Annotated in this window: 18 protein-coding genes; 7 read left to right on the top strand and 11 right to left on the bottom strand. The window is 64.1% G+C overall.

The genetic code is table 11. The features are described 5' to 3' along the window. Window positions 1-99 precede the first annotated feature (99 nt). The 4 genes from corA to ACSQ3E_RS03475 all read left to right on the top strand — a co-directional run bounded on the left by corA (window position 100) and on the right by ACSQ3E_RS03475 (window position 3,328). On the top strand, window positions 100-1,074 hold the full coding sequence (gene corA, locus ACSQ3E_RS03460; RefSeq protein WP_310316142.1) for a magnesium/cobalt transporter CorA: 975 nt from the start codon (window positions 100-102) through the stop codon (window positions 1,072-1,074). An 82-nt stretch (window positions 1,075-1,156) separates the two neighbouring features. Then, the gene (locus tag ACSQ3E_RS03465) at window positions 1,157-1,621 is read left to right on the top strand and encodes a MaoC family dehydratase (RefSeq protein WP_436121625.1); all 465 of its coding nucleotides are present in this window, start codon (window positions 1,157-1,159) and stop codon (window positions 1,619-1,621) included. Further along, window positions 1,618-2,076, top strand: coding sequence for a MaoC family dehydratase (locus ACSQ3E_RS03470; RefSeq protein WP_436121626.1), 459 nt, complete (start codon window positions 1,618-1,620; stop codon window positions 2,074-2,076). Before ACSQ3E_RS03465 ends, ACSQ3E_RS03470 begins: the two co-directional genes overlap by 4 nt. A 676-nt stretch (window positions 2,077-2,752) precedes the next feature. Next, window positions 2,753-3,328 carry a dihydrofolate reductase family protein gene (locus tag ACSQ3E_RS03475; protein WP_436121627.1) on the top strand — a complete coding sequence of 192 codons (576 nt, stop codon included), beginning with the start codon at window positions 2,753-2,755 and terminating at the stop codon, window positions 3,326-3,328. Window positions 3,329-3,423: 95 nt separating this feature from the next. Here the strand turns inward: ACSQ3E_RS03475 and ACSQ3E_RS03480 are convergent, their stop codons facing one another. From ACSQ3E_RS03480 to ACSQ3E_RS03525, 10 genes are all read right to left on the bottom strand, one after another. Further along, complete coding sequence (locus ACSQ3E_RS03480) at window positions 3,424-4,806, bottom strand: FAD-binding oxidoreductase (RefSeq protein WP_436121628.1); 1,383 nt, start codon at window positions 4,804-4,806, stop codon at window positions 3,424-3,426. 367 nt (window positions 4,807-5,173) lie between these two features. Next, window positions 5,174-5,719 carry an adenine phosphoribosyltransferase gene (locus ACSQ3E_RS03485; RefSeq protein WP_310316131.1) on the bottom strand — a complete coding sequence of 182 codons (546 nt, stop codon included), beginning with the start codon at window positions 5,717-5,719 and terminating at the stop codon, window positions 5,174-5,176. Between the two features lie 180 nt (window positions 5,720-5,899). Beyond that, window positions 5,900-6,763: a cytochrome c1 gene (locus tag ACSQ3E_RS03490; protein ID WP_310316128.1), complete on the bottom strand. Its 864-nt coding sequence runs from the start codon at window positions 6,761-6,763 to the stop codon at window positions 5,900-5,902. A 29-nt stretch (window positions 6,764-6,792) separates the two neighbouring features. Beyond that, window positions 6,793-8,094 carry a cytochrome b gene (locus ACSQ3E_RS03495; protein WP_067959379.1) on the bottom strand — a complete coding sequence of 434 codons (1,302 nt, stop codon included), beginning with the start codon at window positions 8,092-8,094 and terminating at the stop codon, window positions 6,793-6,795. A gap of 19 nt (window positions 8,095-8,113) precedes the next feature. Beyond that, on the bottom strand, window positions 8,114-8,677 hold the full coding sequence (gene petA / locus ACSQ3E_RS03500; RefSeq protein ID WP_184766821.1) for a ubiquinol-cytochrome c reductase iron-sulfur subunit: 564 nt from the start codon (window positions 8,675-8,677) through the stop codon (window positions 8,114-8,116). A 322-nt stretch (window positions 8,678-8,999) separates the two neighbouring features. Continuing rightward, complete coding sequence (locus tag ACSQ3E_RS03505; protein ID WP_436121629.1) at window positions 9,000-9,311, bottom strand: DUF6665 family protein; 312 nt, start codon at window positions 9,309-9,311, stop codon at window positions 9,000-9,002. A 9-nt stretch (window positions 9,312-9,320) separates the two neighbouring features. Further along, on the bottom strand, window positions 9,321-11,189 hold the full coding sequence (locus ACSQ3E_RS03510) for an ABC transporter ATP-binding protein (protein ID WP_436121630.1): 1,869 nt from the start codon (window positions 11,187-11,189) through the stop codon (window positions 9,321-9,323). A gap of 166 nt (window positions 11,190-11,355) precedes the next feature. Continuing rightward, window positions 11,356-13,233, bottom strand: a complete 1,878-nt coding sequence (locus tag ACSQ3E_RS03515; RefSeq protein WP_436121631.1) for an ABC transporter ATP-binding protein — start codon at window positions 13,231-13,233, stop codon at window positions 11,356-11,358. A 198-nt stretch (window positions 13,234-13,431) separates the two neighbouring features. Beyond that, window positions 13,432-15,312 (bottom strand): ABC transporter ATP-binding protein, encoded by a 1,881-nt coding sequence (locus ACSQ3E_RS03520; RefSeq protein ID WP_436121632.1) that lies wholly within the window; start codon window positions 15,310-15,312, stop codon window positions 13,432-13,434. 154 nt (window positions 15,313-15,466) lie between these two features. Next, entirely contained in the window at window positions 15,467-15,784 is a 318-nt protein-coding gene (locus ACSQ3E_RS03525) for a hypothetical protein (RefSeq protein ID WP_436121633.1), read from the bottom strand. 280 nt (window positions 15,785-16,064) lie between these two features. Between ACSQ3E_RS03525 and ACSQ3E_RS03530 the strand changes: the two genes are divergently transcribed. Both ACSQ3E_RS03530 and soxR read left to right on the top strand, forming a co-directional pair. Beyond that, the gene (locus ACSQ3E_RS03530) at window positions 16,065-16,523 is read left to right on the top strand and encodes a tRNA (cytidine(34)-2'-O)-methyltransferase (protein ID WP_436121634.1); all 459 of its coding nucleotides are present in this window, start codon (window positions 16,065-16,067) and stop codon (window positions 16,521-16,523) included. A 164-nt stretch (window positions 16,524-16,687) separates the two neighbouring features. Further along, complete coding sequence (gene soxR, locus ACSQ3E_RS03535; RefSeq protein WP_310316107.1) at window positions 16,688-17,128, top strand: redox-sensitive transcriptional activator SoxR; 441 nt, start codon at window positions 16,688-16,690, stop codon at window positions 17,126-17,128. Here the strand turns inward: soxR and ACSQ3E_RS03540 are convergent. Then, window positions 17,125-17,382 carry a hypothetical protein gene (locus tag ACSQ3E_RS03540; protein WP_184766810.1) on the bottom strand — a complete coding sequence of 86 codons (258 nt, stop codon included), beginning with the start codon at window positions 17,380-17,382 and terminating at the stop codon, window positions 17,125-17,127. The genes soxR and ACSQ3E_RS03540 overlap by 4 nt on opposite strands. A gap of 79 nt (window positions 17,383-17,461) precedes the next feature. On the opposite strand from ACSQ3E_RS03540, the gene hemF reads away from it, so the two are divergent. After that, a complete protein-coding gene (hemF, locus tag ACSQ3E_RS03545; RefSeq protein WP_436121635.1) occupies window positions 17,462-18,376 on the top strand; it encodes an oxygen-dependent coproporphyrinogen oxidase in 915 nt (304 codons plus the stop codon). The last annotated feature ends 121 nt before the right edge of the window (window positions 18,377-18,497 follow it).

Genomic DNA, 18,497 nt, shown 5'->3' on the forward strand with positions numbered 1-18,497 from the left:
GCCTAGGCGCCGACCCGGTTACTCACGCACCCCGCTGGCGCAATCCTTAACCCCGCCCAAGATCGGGCACTATATCAGCTCCAGTATGGGAGACCGGCGATGATCAAGGCATTCGTCGTGGAAAACGATCGTCTGCGCCTTGCAGACTCCATTGCGGCCGAAAAGGACAGCATTGTCTGGGCCGACCTGTTCAATCCGACCAAGCAGGAAGAGGCCGAAGTCGAGCAATGGCTCGGCGTGGGTGTTCCGACGCGCGAGGAAATGGAGGAGATCGAGATCTCGTCCCGCCTCTATGTCGAGGACGGCGCCTACTTCATGACCGCCACCTTGCCCTCGCAGGCCGACAGCGACGATCCTGTGATGTCGCCGGTGACCTTCGTGTTGCGTCGCAACCTGCTGGTCACCATACGCTATCACGAGCCGAAGGCGTTCCTGGCGTTTCCGCTGCGCGCCGAGAAGGCAGCGATCGGCTGCACGTCGGGCGAGACGATCCTCGTCGGGCTGCTGGAGGCGCTCGTCGACCGCCTTGCAGACGTGCTCGAGCGGGTGTCGCGCGACATCGAACTGTTGTCGAAGGACATCTTCAACCCGACCGGAACCAAGGCCTCGAGCCGCGACCGGGGCTTCCAGCAGATCCTCAAGGACCTCGGCCGCAAGGAGTCGCTGACATCCAACATCCGCGACAGCCTGACCTCGCTGCAGCGCCTGTCCGGCTTCCTCGCCAATGCACTCGCCCAGGGCAAGAACGGCAAGGACGCCAAGGCGCGGGTCAAGACGCTGTCGCGCGACGTGCTGTCGCTCACCGACCACGCCTCGTTCCTGTCGCAGAAGATCACCTTCCTGCTCGATGCCACGCTCGGCATGATCAACATCGAGCAGAACGGCATCATCAAGATCGTCTCGGTCGCCGCTGTGGTGTTCCTGCCGCCGACGCTGGTTGCCTCGATCTACGGCATGAACTTCGACCTGATGCCGGAGCTGAAGTGGATGCTCGGCTATCCCATGGCGATCGGCCTGATGGTGGTTTCGGCCATCCTGCCGTTCTGGTGGTTCCGCCGCCGCGGCTGGCTCTGAGCCAACGATTGCCTTGCGGCCGGCCTTGCGTGACCCGCAGGGCCGGTCCAAGATTATCGTACAAGCTTGAACAGGATTGCCGATGAGCACCAGCAAGACATGGGCATATGAGGACCTTGGTGAGGGCGTGATCATCGACCTCGGCACCAAGACCGTTGTCGCGGAGGAGATCATCGAGTTCGCCTCGGAGTTCGACGCCCAGCCCTTCCACCTCGACGAGGAGGCCGGCAAGGCGAGCATTCTCGGCGGGCTGTCGGCGTCGGGCTGGCACACCTGCTCGATGTTCATGCGCATGCTGTGCGACGCGCTTCTGCTCCAATCGACCTCGCAAGGTGCGCCCGGCATCGACTACGCCAAGTGGAAAAAGCCGGTGCTGGCCGGCGACAGGCTTGGCGGCAAACTGACCATCCTGTCGAGCCGCCTGTCGAAGTCGAAGCCCGGTCTCGGTTTCGTCACCTGGCGCGCCGAACTGGCCAACCAGAAGGGCGAACCGGTCTTCGAACTGGTCAACACCTGCATGTTCCTGACCCGCGAGGCGGCTCGATGACCCTCGACGAGTATCTCGGCATCGGTGTCACCATCACGCTCGGCAGCCATCACTTCAGCGCCGAGGCGATCAAGGATTTCGCCCGCAAATACGACCCCCAGCCTTTCCACACCGACGAGGAAGCAGCGAAGAAGAGCGTCTTCGGCGGCCTCTGCGCCTCCGGCTGGCACACCACGGCAGCCTGGATGAAGCTCAACCTCGCCCATCGTGGCCGCGTCTGGGACGGCCCCGGCCCGAAGCCCGAATTCGGCCCCTCGCCCGGCTTCAAGAACCTGAAATGGCTGAAGCCTGTGTTTGCCGGCGAGACGGTCACCTTCACCCGCCGCGGCATCGACCACCGCCCCCTCGCCACGCGCCCCGGCTGGCGCATGATGACGCTGCACTCCGAAGGGTTCGACTCGACCGGCGACAAGGTCATCGAGTTCGACAGCGCCGTGCTGGTGAAGGTGGGATAGCGGTTCTTCCTTCTCCCCTGTGGGAAAAGATGCCCCGGAGGGGCGGATGAGGGGTGTTGGACGGAGTGCGGCATTTCCGAATGTGCGCCACTCAGCACTTCTTTCTGCGGCCTCTCATTCCTTCCAACACCCCTCATCCGACCTCGCTTCGCTCGGTCATCTTCTCCCACTTGGGGAGAAGGTGACGCGCTCCGTCTCCGCCACGCCCCGTTTCCGGTCTGGCCATTGCTTGTGAAAACTTCGGGAAGCGGGGCGCGAGGCCGTGCCTTCCGATAGTATGTTAGTGGCGCGACGTTCGCGCCCCGCTCGGTGTTCTTGCCCCGCTCAGTCGCCTCGGCTTTCACCGCCAGCCGCCGCAAGGCCCGGGCTTGGGGGCTCATCACCCAGCAGGAGATCCGACCTCCTGCCAGCCCGGCACCGGCGCTTCCCCCCGCTGCCCGGTGCGCGCCGGGGTCCCGTGGAAGATCGCGAGGTGAATTGTACGGGAGGTGGCGAGGGCGTGGAAAAACGGAGGCGGCTATCCACGCACTCTGCTGACAGCTGGCGACTCAAACATTATACCATTTGGTTGACTATTTTTTGGCAGCCCCTACATTCAACCATATGGCTGAATGTTCACATGACGTGTCTCAGCCTTGATACCGTCGAAACCTGACGGAACGCAGTGGAGGCTGAAATGCGCAAGCTGATTGCTGGAATGAAGATCTCCGTCGATGGCAAGATGGAGGGACCGGAAGGCACCGCGGACTGGGTCGAGGCTTGGTCGGAGGATTACGGCCTGACGCCGCAGATCGATGCCTGCCTGCTCGGTGGAGGCATGTATCCCGGCTATGAAGGGTACTGGACGGCGATTCAGAATGAACCGGGCACTCCCGCCTGGATCACCGGCAACGCGCCGACAAAGGCGGAGCTGGAATGGGCCAGCTTCATCAAGAAAACCCCACACTATGTGCTTTCGAACACGTTGACAGCGGCACAGTGGCCAACAACGAGCTTCCTCAGGGGGCCCGAACAGATTGCTGCCCTCAAGCAGCAACCCGGCAAGGACATTTATCTGGTTGGAGGTGCCCGGACCACGACGAGCCTTATCGATGCCGGTCTTGTCGATGAACTGCGTGTCATCGTCTATCCGCTGATTGCCGGCGAAGGAAAGGCGCTTTTTGCAACGATAGCGCGCCGCCATCAGCTCGAACTGCGCAAGGTCGGGCAACTTGGCAACGGACGCATGAACCTGACTTACGGGCTCAGCTGACAGGCCTCGCCAAACAAAGGCGCCGCAGTTCCGGCAACATGCCGGGGCGTGGAGAAATTCTCCCCGCCCCGGCAGTACCTTCGCGGGCTTTCGGCTTATGGCCGGATGTTGTGGTTGACGCGGAAGAGGTTGGCCGGGTCGTAGCGGCGCTTGACGGCGACCAGGCGCTGGTAGTTGCCACCATAGGCGGCACGCACGCGTGCTTCGCCCTCATCGTCCATCATGAAGTTGATGTAGGCGCCGCCATGCGGATTGTGCTTGTGCACCGCGGCCCAGTAGGCGCTGGCCCATTGCTTCAGCATCGGCGCCTTCACCGGGTCGGGGTCGATGCCGGCGATGACCATCGACCAGCGGGCGCGCCGTGCACCCCATGCGGTGGCATCAGGCGCCACGTCGTGGACCGCGCCGTCAATGGGGTAGAGATGCATCAGCGACAGCTCGCTCGGGCTTTTCGAGCCATGCTCGACATGGGCGGCGATGGCCGCGTCGGACAGCTCGTCGACATAGTCGCCCTTCCAGTACCAGTGCAGCCCCTTGGGCAGCAGCGGGTCAAACAGCCCTTGCAGGGCGGCGAAGGGGATCTTCATCATGCCGTCCATCAGCGGCTTGGGGAGCGCATCACGCATCGGCTGCATCGCCCGCATGCCGTCCGCCTCGGTGCCGTTGTAGCAGCTGATCAGGGCGCAGATGCGCCGTCCCCAGATCTCGCGCGGGAACGGGTCGCAGGAGGGCACCGTCTTCATGCCGAAGAACATGCCGAGTTCGCGCGGGGCGCCGGGCAGGAAGTCGCGGTACCAGCGCATGATCTCGGCGGCATGGGCGATGTCGTAGAAGATTGGCCCGGCATAGACCTCCTTGGCCGGATGCGCCTGGAAGGTGAAGTGGGTGACGACGCCGAAATTGCCGCCGCCGCCGCGCAGTGCCCAGAACAGCTCGGTATGCTCTTGGGCATTTGCAGTGACGACGCTGCCATCGGCGAGCACGACCTCGGCCGCGAGCAGGTTGTCGATGGTGAGGCCGTACTTGCGGGTGAGATAGCCGGTGCCACCGCCGAGCGTCAGCCCGGCGATGCCGGTGCTCGAGACGATGCCGGCCGGCACCGCCAGCCCATGCGCGCTGGTCGCCAGATCGACATCACCCTGGGTGCAACCGGCTTCGACACGGACGGTGCGGGTGATCGGGTCGATGTCGATGCGTTTCATCGGCGACATGTCGATGACCATGCCGCCATCGCAGCTGCCCAGGCCCGGGCCGTTGTGGCCGCCGCCGCGAATGGCGACGAGCAGTTGCCGGTCGCGGGCATGGTTGACGGCAGCAACGACATCGCCGACGTCGGCGCAGGGCACGATCCAGCGCGGCCGCTTGTCGATCATGGCGTTGTAAAGGCTGCGCGCCGCCTCATAGCCGGGGTCATCCTGGCCAATGAGGCGGGCGCGCAGCCGTTTGGGAAACTCGTGCGAAGCAGTTGACTTCAGCATTGTCGAACACTCGTGTTGGGGAGCAAGACGCGCCTCTGCCGCGATCTTGGGTTCGGGCAATGGAGGGCGCGCCTGGCCGGTTGAACCTGCCGCACTCGCGGCACGTCCAGTCCTACGCCGGCCCGATTTCAGCTGTTTTTCTGAAGCGGCACGGGAGTGTTTCGATTGTTTCAGCGGCACACCGCCGTGAAGCCGGAAGTGGCGCAGGGAACCCGTAGGCAGCGTCGCGCTTCGACTGCCGGCAAGACACGCAGCAGAATCGGGCTAAGCAGCCTCAGGGCCGCGTCTCAGCAGCCAGGTAATGCGTAGAGGGCGGACGGGAAATGTGCAGAGGCGTCGAGATACTCTCAACGCCTCAAGGGACCCCTCAATGCCCGTCGAAGGCGATCAGGGTGCGGACGTCGACGCCGAGCGCCTCGAGCTTCTTGCGGCCGCCGAGTTCGGGCAGGTCGACGATGAAGCAAGCGGCGACGATGTCGGCCCCGATCTGGCGCAAAAGCTTGACCGCGGCCTCCGCCGTGCCGCCGGTAGCGATCAGGTCGTCGACGAGGATGACCTTCTCGCCCTCCTTGACCGCGTCCTTGTGCATCTCCATCTCGTCGAGCCCGTATTCGAGGCTGTAGGCGATGCGCACGGTCTCGTGCGGCAGCTTGCCCTTCTTGCGGATCGGCACGAAGCCGGCCGACATCTGGTGGGCGATGGCGCCGCCGAGGATGAAGCCGCGCGCCTCGATGCCGGCAACCTGGTCAATCTTGGCACCCGCATAGGGATGGACCAGCTCGTCGATGGTGCGGCGGAAGGCGCGCGCATTGCCGAGCAGCGTGGTGATGTCGCGGAACATCACGCCGGGGCGCGGATAGTCGGGGATCGTCCTGATGGCGCCAAGCAGCGTCTGTTCGAGCGAGGTGTTCATCGGCGGGGGCTCCGTTGCCGGCGGCGCCGCGGGGGCCTCCCCGCACTCAACGCCCTGGCGCTGTGGTTCGCGCATCGTCCCGGTTCGGCACCGGAGGATGCAGCGGAAGTTGTGACTGGTTGGACGGCAAAAGAAAAGGGCGCCTTGCGAGCGCCCTTCTCTATCAATCTGCGGTGCGGCTTAGTGGGCGACGTTTGCCCAGACCTTGCGCTTGGTGGCGTAGACCAGGCCGGCAAACAGCACCAGGAAGATCATGACCGCGAAACCGGTCTGCTTGCGCGCCTCGAGATGCGGCTCGGCAGCCCACATCAGGAAGGCAGCGACGTCGCGCGAATACTGCTCGACGGTCTCGGGCGAACCATCCTCGTAGGTCACCTGGCCGTCCGAAAGCGGCTTGGCCATGGCCAGCGACTTGCCGGCGATGAAGTACGGGTTGTAGTGCGTGCCCTCGGCGATCTCCATGCCGGCCGGCGGCTGCTCGTCATAGCCGGTCAGCAGCGCGTGGATGTAGTCTGGGCCGTTCGACGCATACATCGTGAAGATGTCGAAGACGAAGGTCGGGAAGCCGCGTTCGACGCCGCGCGCCTTGGCGATCAGCGAGAAGTCGGGCGGAGCAGCGCCACCGTTGGCAGCAGCAGCAGCAGCCGTGTTCGGGAAGGGCGACGGGAAGTGATCGCCCGGCAGTGCCTTGCGGGTGAACATCTCGCCTTCGCCGTTCGGGCCGTCCTGCACTTCGTACTCGGCGGCGAATGCCTTGACCTGGGCTTCGGAGTAGCCGAGGTCCTCGAGCGTGCGGAACGCCACCAGGTTCATCGAGTGGCAGGCCGAGCAGACTTCCTTGTAGATCTTCAGACCGCGCTGGAGCTGGCCCTTGTCGAAGGTGCCGAACGGGCCGGCGAAGGTCCAGTCCATTTCCTTCGGCTTGTGGATCGGGAAGTGCGTCGGCTCGGCAGCGTGGTTCGCTTCCTCGGCGGCGACCGCCACGCCGGCGGAGCCGACGAGGAGGAAGCCGATGGCCGCCAGACCGTTGAGAATCTTTTTCATTCCAAAATCCCTTTCAGATTCTCGTTGGTTCAGCCGCGGGTTTCGGGCGCAGCGTTTGCACCGGCCGGATGAGCCGAGCCGCCCTTGTTCTTCTCGAGCACCGCTTCGGTGATCGAGTTGGGCAAGCGGCGCGGGGTCTCGATCAGGCCAAGAACCGGCATGATGACCAGGAAGAATGCGAAGTAGTAGAGCGTGGCCAGCTGCGACATGATCACGTAGGCACCTTCAGCGGGGCGCGAACCGAGCCAGCCGAGGAAGATCGCATTGATGACGAAGAGCCAGAAGAACAGCTTGTACCACGGACGGTAGACGGCCGAACGAACCTTCGAGGTATCGAGCCACGGCACGACGAACAGCACGGCGATCGAACCGAACATGGCGAGCACGCCACCAAGCTTGGAGTCGATCGGCCCGATGTTGAAGGTGACGGCGCGCAGGATCGCGTAGAACGGCAGGTAGTACCATTCCGGAACGATGTGCGCCGGGGTCTTCAGCGAGTCGGCCTGGATGTAGTTGTCAGGGTGGCCGAGGAAGTTCGGGATGTAGAAGATGAAGTAGGCGAACACGGCCAGGAACACGACCATGGCGAAACCATCCTTGATGGTCGCATAGGGCGTGAAGGCAACGGTGTCGGTCTTCGACTTCACTTCGATACCGGTCGGGTTGGTCTGGCCGGTGACATGCAGGGCCCAGACGTGCAGCACCACGACGCCGGCGATCATGAACGGCAGCAGGTAGTGCAGCGCAAAGAAGCGGTTCAACGTCGGATTGTCGACGGCGAAGCCACCGAGCAGCAGCTGCTGGACCCACTCGCCGACCAATGGAATGGCGGTGAAGAAGCCGGTGATGACAGTCGCGCCCCAGAAGGACATCTGACCCCAGGGCAGAACGTAGCCCATGAAGCCGGTCGCCATCATCAGGAGGTAGATGATGCAGCCAAGGATCCACAGCAGCTCACGCGGCGCCTTGTAGGAGCCGTAGTAGAGACCGCGCATGATGTGGATGTAGACGGCGATGAAGAAGAACGACGCACCGTTGGAGTGCATGTAGCGCAGCAGCCAACCGGAGTTGACGTCGCGCATGATCTTTTCGACCGACTGGAAGGCCAGCGTCGTGTCGTTGGCGTAGTGCATCGCCAGAACGACGCCGGTGAGGATCTGCGCCACCAGCATGATCGAGAGGATGCCGCCGAAGGTGTAGGCGTAGTTCAGGTTGCGCGGAACCGGGTAGGAGACGAACGAGTCGTGCACCAGCCGCGGCAGCGGCATGCGTGCATCGATCCAGCGGCCGATGCCGGTTTTGGGCGAATAGGTCGAGTGTCCACCGCTCATGGAATTATGTCCCCCTGCCTCAGCCTATCCGGATCGTCGTGTCGGAAAGAAACTGGAAATTCGGTATGTGAAGGTTTTCCGGCGCCGGTCCTTTGCGGATGCGGCCCGCCGTGTCGTAGTGGGAGCCGTGGCACGGGCAGAACCAGCCACCGAAATCACCCTGCTGGCCGAGCGGCACGCAGCCCAGATGGGTGCAGACGCCAACCATGACCAGCCAGTTTTCCTTGCCTTCGCCGGCGGTGCGATCGATGTCGGTCGCCTGGGCGTCGCTCGAAATGTTGGCGTTGCGCGCGACCGGATCCTTGAGATCGGCCATCGGCACTTCTTTTGCCGCCTTGATCTCTTCGGGAGTGCGGTTGCGGATGAACACCGGCTTGCCGCGCCACTTGACGGTCAGCGACATGCCCGGCGTGAGCGACGAGACGTCAACCTCGACCGACGACGCGGCGAGCGTCGAGGCGTCCGGGCGCATCTGGTCGATGAAGGGCCAAGCCACTGCGGCGGCGCCGACTGCACCGGCCATGCCGGTTGCGACATAGAGAAAATCGCGGCGATTTGGCTCGCTCGTATCGGTTGCGCTCACGGGACTGATCCTTTTGCCTCAATTCCAACCAGAGGCTGAGCAATTGTCCCCGCTCAACGATGCAAGCCCGACAGCGCATGGCAACCAGGCTAGCGAATTCCTCCGGCATTTGGATTTCGGTTTAGGCGTGAAGGCCCTTTTTGTCCAGACGGCATACGGCACATGGGCAGATTGTCGCGGGGGCGATACAAAGCAGTGGAAAAACCCCTGCAAAGTGCCCGTCGCAGCGGGTTTGCGGGTTCTTCAGCAGCCGCTGAGATGAGCGCGGTTTGGCGTCGGCTGCGGCAGGCTGCCCTTGCACCGGAAAAGCACTGCCAAAGGCTCAGCTCGCGCCGAGTCGCACCAGCACCTCGCGCGGGATGGCATAGTCGCGGATGGCGTCGTCATGCTTGCGCAGGCCGCACAGCTCGCGCTGGATGAAATAGGCATAGACCGCGTCCGCCGCAGCCTTGACGAGCACGCGGCGTTCTTCGGCATCGCCCTGATGCGCGGTGAGCTTGGCCATGGCTTCGCCCACACGATCACCGGAGCGGCCGAGAGCTGCGGCCTTTTCGGCCAGCAGCTCGTATTCGAGCACGTTGAGCGTCTGCTCGGAGCGGTTGGACAGGATAGAGGGCGGGCGAACGGAGGACATGGCGCGATCCTACTCCGCCGCGAGCCGGTCGGCCAGGAAACCGCCGGACTGGCGTTTCCACAATTGCGCGTAGAGCCCGCCCTTGGCGATCAGCGCGTCGTGACTGCCCTCCTCGACGATGCGACCCTCGTCAAGCACGATCAGCCGGTCGAGCGCTGCGATGGTCGACAGGCGGTGGGCTATGGCTATGACGGTCTTGCCCTCCATCAGCCTGTCGAGATTGTCCTGGATCGCTGCCTCGACCTCACTGTCGAGCGCCGAGGTCGCCTCGTCCAGGATCAGGATCGGCGCGTCCTTGAGCATCATGCGTGCAATCGCCACGCGCTGGCGCTGGCCACCTGACAGCTTGACGCCACGCTCACCGACATGGGCATCGTAGCCGCGCCGGCCGCGCGGGTCGGCAACGTCGACGATGAAGTCGTGAGCGGCGGCGCGGCGGGCGGCATCGACGATCTCGGCTTGCGACGCCCCTGCCCGGCCATAGCCGATATTGTCGGAGATCGAGCGGTGCATCAGCATGGCATCCTGGCTGACGACGCCGAACTGGGCGCGCAGCGAGGCCTGGGTGATGTCGCGCACGTCGCGGCCGTCGATCATGATGCGGCCCTGCTCGACGTCGAACAGGCGCAGCGCGAGGTTGACGATGGTGGTCTTGCCGGCGCCGGATGGGCCGACGAGCGCCACGCGCTCGCCGGGGCGGATGTGCAGGTTGAGGTTTTCGATGACGCCGCTGCCCTTGCCGTAGTGGAAGGAGACGTTGTCGAACAGGATGTCGCCGCTGGCGCGTGGCAGGACAGTGGCATTCTCGGCGTCGCGGATCGCCGGGCGCACCGAGATGGTGCGGGTGGCATCCTGTATGGTGGCGTAGTTGCGGACGAGGCCGTTGATGTTGAACATCATCCAGCCCGACATCTGGTTGAGCCGGAAGACGAGGCCGAGGGCCGCGGCAATGGCGCCGGTGGAGATCTCGCCGCGCGACCAGCTGAAGATGCAGATGGCGGCGACGGCGGACATCATCACGCCGTTGATGAGCGCAACCGCCGAACGCACTGTCGTAATCGAGCGTGTCAGCCGGAAGACGGCGCCGAGATAGCTTTCGAGCCCGTCGCGGACATAGGCGTGCTCGCGGCGGCCGCTGTCGAACAGCTTGACCGCCATTATGTTGGTGAAGGCATCAACGAGGCGACCGTTGAAGATTGAGCGCTGGTCGGCGGTGGCGCGGCCGGCCCGGCGCATCTCGGGCAGCAGGAAGTAGACGATCGCGGCATAGCCGGCGAACCAGGCGAGCACCACCGCCCCCATCAGCGGGTCGAGCGAGACCAGGATGGTCAGCGATAGCAGCACGAAGGTGAGGAAGGCCCACATCGTCTGGAGCACGTTGACGATGAAGTCGCCGACAGCCTCGCCGCCCTGCACGATCTTTGTGGCGATGCGGCCGGCGAAGTCGTTCTGGTAGAAATCATAGGGCTGCTCGATGACCCGCCGGAACGCCTGCCAGCGGACCATGGAGAAGAAGCCGGGCACCACGACCTGCTGCTCGACGATCGCCGAGCCGATGATGATGACGGCGCGGACGACGAGGATCAGCACCAGCAGGCCGGCAAGCTCGGGCCAGTGGTCGGCGAACAGCCGCTGCGGGGTGGTGGAATCGAGCAGGTCGATGAGCCAGCCGACCGACCAGTAGAGTGCCGCGTCGATGGCACCGGCAAGGAAGCCGCTGATCAAAAGCAGCGTGAACGGCCCCTTCGCCTGGCGGGCGAAGTAGAGGATGAAGGCCCAAGCACTTTCCGGCAGGACCTCGCGATCGGTGTCCTGGAACGGGTCGATGGCGGCCTCGAAGCGGCGCCAGAGTTTTTCGCGGAAGGGGTCGGGGGTCATTGTGGCGCCCCCGAATTGAGATGGCTGCACTGCCCCTCACCCTTACCCTCTCCCCGTGAAGGACGGGGAGAGGGAGGCGTCGACGGCGCCGCTTGTCCCTTCTCCCCGTCCTTCACGGGGAGAAGGTGCCGGCAGGCGGATGAGGGGCAGATTGCGGAACGCGCCATCATGCCGGCCTCGATTCATCAAGCACGCCGTCCTCGTTGAACAGGAAGCCGCCGGACTGGCGCTTCCACAGGCGGGCGTAGAGGCCGTCGAGCGCGAGCAGCTCGTCATGCGTGCCCTGTTCGGCGATGCCGCCCTTGTCGAGCACGACCAGCCGGTCGAGGGCTGCGATCGTCGACAGCCGGTGGGCGATGGCGAGCACGGTCTTGTTTTGCATCAGCGCGTGCAGGTTCTCCTGGATCGCCGCCTCGATGTCGCTGTCGAGTGCCGAAGTCGCCTCGTCGAGGATCAGGATCGGCGCATCCTTGAGGAAGACGCGCGCGATCGCCACGCGCTGGCGCTGGCCGCCCGACAGCTTGACGCCGCGCTCGCCGACGAAGGCATCGTAGCCCTCGCGGCCGCGATTGTCGGCGAGTGTCTGGATGAAGTCGTGCGCTTCGGCCTTGCGCGCGGCGGCAACGACCTCTTCATCCGATGCATCGGGCTTGCCGAGCTTGATGTTGTCGCGCAGCGAGCGATGGAACAGCGCCGTGTCCTGGCTGACGACGCCGATCTGGCCACGCAGCGAATTCTGCGTGACAGTGGCGATGTCCTGGCCATCGATCAGGATGCGTCCGCCCTCGAGGTCGTAGAGGCGCAGGATGAGATTGGCGAGCGTGGTCTTGCCGGCGCCCGACGGGCCAACAATTCCGACCTTCTCGCCCGGCTTGACGACAAGCTCGATGCCGTCGAGCACGCCGCCGCCCTTGCCATAGTGGAAGACGACCTTGTCGGCGCGGATCTCGCCGCCCTTGACCACCAGGTCACCTGCGTCGGGATTGTCGACAAGACCGAGCGGCTGGCTGATCAGCGCCTTGGAGTTTTCCAGCACGCCGAGGTTCCTGAGGATACCGTTGAGCTGCATCATCAGCCGGCCGAGCAGCATGTTGAGGCGCAGCACGAGGCTGAGCGTGAAGGCGACGGCGCCGACTGATATCGCGCCCTCGATCCATAGATGGATCGAGTACCAGGCGATGGCCGTGATCATGACACCCGAAAGTGCCGTCAGCGCCAGGCGCACGCCGGTCAGCCTGCGGGTGAACGGCCGGAGCGCATCGAGATAGATGTCGAAGCCGGAGCGGATGTAGCGGTCGTCGCCGTCGGCGGCGAACAGCTTCAGTGTCTGCACGTTGGAATAGGAATCGACGATACGGCCATTGATCATTGAGCCGGCCTCGGCGGTTGCCTCGGCATGCTTTCGGATCGACGGCAAATAGTGATTTGCGAGGAAGCCGAAGGCGACGATCCATACGACCACCAGTGCGGCGAGCCGCCAGTCGAGGCCGGCGACCACGGCGAGCGTGGTGACGGTGTAGACAAGCATGAACCAGACGACCTCGATGAAGCTTTCCATCAGGTCGCCGGTCGCCTGCCCCGCCTGCCAGACCTTTGTCGCGATGCGGCCGGCAAAGTCGTTCTGGAAAAAGGAGTAGGACTGGCGCGACACGTGGCGATGCGCCTGCCAGCGTACGAGATTGTAGAAGCCGGGCGTGATCGTCTGTTCGTCGACCAGCGCCGACAGGCCGACGACGAGGGTGCGGATGACCAGCACCACGAGCGCCATGAACAGCACTTCGGGGCCCGCGACATCCCACAGTGCCGCCCAGCTGCGGTCGGCAGGCAGTCCGTCAAGGATGTCGACGAGGCGGCCGACGAAATAGAACAGCCCGGCCTCGACGAGCGGCGCGATGCCGCCGATGACCAGCATGGCGAAGAAGGCGAACTTTGCCTGGCCGACATAATGCCAGAGGAAGCCCCAGACAGTTGCGGGCGGCCTGAGGTTTTTCGGCTCCCGGAAGGGATAGACCCAGCTTTCGAACCATTTGTAGATTCTGTTCATCAGCTCTCTGGGCTATCTGGCGGCAACGACTCACTATTTTCGGCCCAACCGATGCACGAGGCAACCGCAGCCTGGCAGGAGAAACGTGCCGCCAAGCCGGGCGAATGTTGGGCGGTGCGTTCACAATGATGTGGGCTGATATCGCCCTTGAAATGAAAGAGGCCTCCGCACTGGCAGAGGCCTCGATCTTTGCCTGCCCTACTCCGCGGCCTGGCCCTTGGCTTCGGCGTCGTTGGCAGCCTCGCCGGCGACGTCGTCGAGCAGGAAGCCGCCGGACTGGCGCTGCCAGAGCGAGGCGTAGATGCCGCCCCTGGCGACCAGCTCGTCGTGGCTGCCCTGTTCGACGATGCGACCCTTGTCCATGACCACAAGGCGATCCATCGCGGCGATGGTGGACAGGCGGTGGGCGATGGCGATGACGGTCTTGCCTTCCATCAGGCGGTAGAGGTTTTCCTGGATCGCCGCTTCGACCTCCGAGTCGAGCGCCGAGGTCGCCTCGTCGAGGATCAGGATCGGCGCATCCTTGAGCATGACACGGGCAATCGCGATGCGCTGGCGCTGGCCGCCGGACAGCTTGACGCCACGCTCGCCGACATGCGCCTCGAAGCCCTTGCGGCCCTTGGGGTCGGCAAGGGTGGCGACGAAGTCGAGCGCTTCGGCGCGCCGCGCCGCCTCAATCATCATCTCTTCGGTAGCGTCGGGACGGCCGTAGAGGATGTTGTCGGCGACCGAGCGGTGCAGCAGCGAGGTGTCCTGAGTCACCATGCCGATGCGGGCACGCAGGCTGTCCTGCTGGACGGCAGAGATGTCCTGCCCGTCGATCAGGATGCGGCCGCCTTCGATGTCGTAGAAGCGCAGCAGCAGGTTGACCAGCGTCGACTTGCCGGCACCGGAGCGGCCGACGATGCCGACCTTTTCGCCGGGCCTGACGGTCAGGCTGAGATCCTCGATGACGCCTTTCTTCTTGCCGTAGTGGAAGCGCACATTGTCGAAGGCGATGCCGCCCTTGTCGACGACGATCTCCTTGGCGTTGGGCTTGTCCTCGACCAGGCGCGGCATCGAGATCGAGGTGATGCCGTCCTGGACGGTGCCGATGCTCTCGAACAGGCCCGAGACCTCCCACATGATCCACTGAGACATGCCCCACAGGCGCAGCACGAGGCCGAGCACGACGGCGACAGCGCCGATCGAGACCGCACCATTGAGCCACAGCGAGATCGACAGGGCGCCGACCGACAGAAGCAGCGTCGAGTTGAGCAGATAGAGCGCGCCATAGAGCGAGGTCACCAGCCGCATCGAGCGGTAGACCGTGTCCATGAACAACGACATGCCTTCGCGCGCGAAAGACGCTTCACGGCGCGAATGCGAAAACAGCTTGACCGTCTGGATGTTGGTGTAGCTGTCGACGACGCGGCCGGTCATCGTCGAGCGTGCATCGGCCTGCTCTTCGGCCAGCTTGCCGAGGCGCGGCACGAAGTAGCGCAGCAACAGCACGTAGCAGATCAGCCAGACGACCAGCGGTGCGGCCAACTTGATGTCGGCAGATCCGACGATGAACAGCACGCCGAGGAAATAGACGATGACGTAGTTGAGCACGTCGATCAGCTTGACCACGCATTCGCGCACGGCGAGCGCGGTCTGCATCAGCTTGGTGGCGATGCGGCCGGCGAATTCGTCCTGGTAGAAGCTCATCGACTGCTTGAGCAGGTAGCGGTGCACCTGCCAGCGGATGCGCATGGGATAGTTGCCCATCAGCGTCTGCTGGTTGACCAGCGACTGCAGCACCACCATGCCCGGCAGCACGACCATGACGATGAAGGCCATGCCGGCGAGCTTCCAGCCTTCATTCTGAAGGAAGGTCTCGCGGTTCTGGGCCGACAGCCAGTCGACGATGTTGCCGAGGAAGCCGAACATCCACACTTCGGCGAGCGCGATCAACGACGTCAGCACGGCGGCGATGACGATGTAGGTCCAGGCGCCCTTGGTGTAGTGCAGGCAGAAGGCGACAAGCGTCTTCGGCGGCTCGACCGGCTCCTCCACCGGGAACGGATTCAGTCTGTTTTCAAACCAGCGGAACATTTCAGTCTCTCAGTTCGGTATGCGCTACGCGGCGAATTCCGCGTGGGACGTATCTTGGAGGGCCACTGGCACGGCCATTATTCGCCGGATCACTGGAATCAAAAGCCGGCGGGGCCATCAGAATGTAGGGGGCCGCTGAGGATTCGGCGAATCCTCAGCGGTTGCCTCCTGACATCGTTCTGGCAGCAGGCCGGGCCGCACCTGAGCGGCCGGCAAGCCGGCCGATCAGGGCAACGAAACGGCCGAAGAGCGGCTTGTAGCTGGGGTCGACGACGACATTCGACATGTCGACATCGGGCAGCATGCCGCGATGCGGCCGCTGGCGAACAGGAGGGTTCGCCTTGGGCTGATGCGCGCCGAGCGCCAGCATCATGGCATGGTGCCTGGCTGCGGCTATCTCGTTGCGGTGGGCAAAAAATGCAGAGTCGTGTTCGTTACGGGCGTTGTGCCCGTTGGGGATATTGGCAAACATCGGAATTGTCCTTCGAAAACCGGATAAGGGCTTCTGCGGACCGCGATGCGAAAATACCTGGAATTGTCAGGAAAAGTCGTCGAACCGGTCCGCCCTCAGGCAGTACGTCGCCCACAGTCGGGGCGGTGTGTGTCAAGCAGCATCATGTACCCCTCCATCGGTTCGGGTTGACAATGCAGGCCGTATACTCCCCTTCGCGGCAGAACGCCACAGCATCATCTTCACTTTTTGCTTGGGCACGACTTGCTGTGGCCTTGCCGCCACAGATTAGGACATCGACATGAACGGCACATTCCGCATCGCGCTCTACCAGCCCGACATCGCCGGCAACACCGGCACCATCCTGCGCATGGCGGCCTGCCTCGGCGTCGCCGTAGACCTGATCGAGCCCGCCGGCTTCGACATTTCCGACCGGGCGCTCAAACGCGCTGGCATGGACTATCTCGAAATGACGGCCCTGACCCGGCACGTCGACTTCGATCGCTTCGAGGACTGGCGGCGCGGCGAAGGCCGTCGGTTGGTGCTGCTGTCGACGAAAGCCACCTTGCCCTACACGGATTTCCGCTTCGAACCAGGCGACATCGTCATGGTCGGCCGCGAATCGGCGGGGGTTCCGGATCACGTCCACGATCTCGCCTTCGAGCGGCTGCTCATCCCGATGCGAGGTGGCGGCCGCAGCCTCAACGTCGCGCTGGCTGCCGCGATGGTGGCCGGCGAAGCGATGCGCCAGCTCGGCTGACAAGGCGGCTGCGAGTCGCAGCGCCGCGGTGGCGAAACAGCCTTCCGGCGCACTGTCGTTCCAGTTGTCTGAAGCCGGGCTCGCCATGTCGTCATCCTTCCTTGCACGGTGGAGGATATCCTCGTACAACCTCAACTAATATTGAGGTCAAGCGGGAATTTTCGATGGCTAGCGAATTGACTGTCGGCGAGGTCGCCAAGCGCAGCGGCGTCGCCGTTTCAGCACTCCACTTCTATGAGACGCGCGGGCTGATCCACAGCCACAGGACTTCCGGCAACCAGCGCCGATATGCGCGTGATGTGTTGCGCCGGGTGGCGGTGATCAGGATCGCCCAGGATGTGGGCATATCGCTTGCAGACATCGCCGCGGCCTTCGCCGCCCTGCCCGACGGCCGCACACCGACGCGCGAGGATTGGAGTCTGCTTTCAACGGGTTGGCGCCACGACCTCGACCACCGCATCGAACAATTGAAGAAGCTGCGCGACGGCCTGACCGACTGCATCGGCTGCGGCTGCATGTCGATCGACAAATGCCCGCTGCGCAACCGCGAGGACAGGCTGGCGCGCCAGGGCCCGGGACCACGGCGGTTGATGGTGACGGATTAGTCCGATGTCGGCAGGCGGCGGATGGTGAACTCGATGACGTCGCCGGGGCGCTCGAACCAGCTTTCGATCTCGGTCCAGTAGGCTTGCTTCGGCCAGCGGGAGAACCACTCCTGCGCCTTGAGTCGCGCGTCGTTGCGCGGCAATACGAAGGTCTCGCGCAGGAACCCGTCGCGCGGCCTGCGCTCACGTTCGGCCCGGCTGCGCTGGAGCCTCTTGGCGAGATCCTCCAGCGGCGGTCTGGTCGGTGTGCCCATAAAGAACTCCTTGACCCATGCGAGAAGGAGATTAGGGATCGCGCCGGACAATTACGAGTCATTTTGTGCGGAGCCTAAATTGCAGCGTCCTGAAATCCCGGCGGGACTGCCGGCCGACATCGAAGACAGGAAGGCGCGCGCCCGCGCCTGGTTCGAGGAGCTGCGCGACCGCATCTGTCTCGCCTTCGAGGCACTCGAGGATCAGGTCGAGGGACCGCTGGCGTCGTGGGCGCCGGGCCGCTTCGAGCGCACGCCCTGGCAGCGCGACGAAGGCAAGGGCGGCGGCGGCATCATGTCGATGATGCATGGTCGGGTGTTCGAGAAGGTCGGCGTGCACACTTCGACCGTGCATGGCGAGTTCTCGCCCGAGTTCCGCAAGCAGATGCCGGGTGCCGAGGAAGACCCGCGCTTCTGGGCCTCGGGCATCTCGCTGATCGCGCACCCACAGAACCCCAACGTGCCGGCCGTGCACATGAACACGCGCATGGTGGCGACCTCGCGCTGGTGGTTCGGCGGCGGCGCCGATCTGACGCCGGTGCTCGACCGCCGCCGCACCCAGGAAGACGCCGACACGGTCGCCTTCCACAAGGCGATGCAGTTTGCCTGCAACAAGCACCCCGGTGTCGCCGACCACCAGAAATACAAGGACTGGTGCGACGAGTATTTCTTCCTGCCGCACCGCAACGAGCCGCGCGGCACCGGCGGCATCTTCTTCGACTGGCAGCATTCGCCTGAGGAAAAGGGCGGCTGGGATGCCGACTTCCGTTTCGTCCAGGACGTCGGCCGCGCCTTCCTCGTCACCTACCAGCATCTGGTGCGGCAGAACTTCAACACCAACTGGACCGATGGCGACCGCGACGAACAGCTGGTGCGCCGCGGCCGTTATGTCGAGTTCAACCTGCTTTATGACCGCGGCACCATCTTCGGGCTCAAGACCGGCGGCAACATCGCTTCGATCCTGTCGAGCATGCCGCCCGAAGTCAGGTGGCCCTGAGCCCGACGCATGGCTGCCCTGCCCGCCGTCGCATTGACGTGCGGGCAGCAAAGCTTTAGAGAGCGCGCTTTCCTTGGCCCTCGTCCTATAGTGACGGGCCTTGCTCTCATTGGAAGATTTT

The sequence above is a fragment of the Aminobacter sp. LjRoot7 genome, from assembly GCF_964252895.1.
GTDB lineage: Bacteria > Pseudomonadota > Alphaproteobacteria > Rhizobiales > Rhizobiaceae > Aminobacter > Aminobacter aminovorans_B.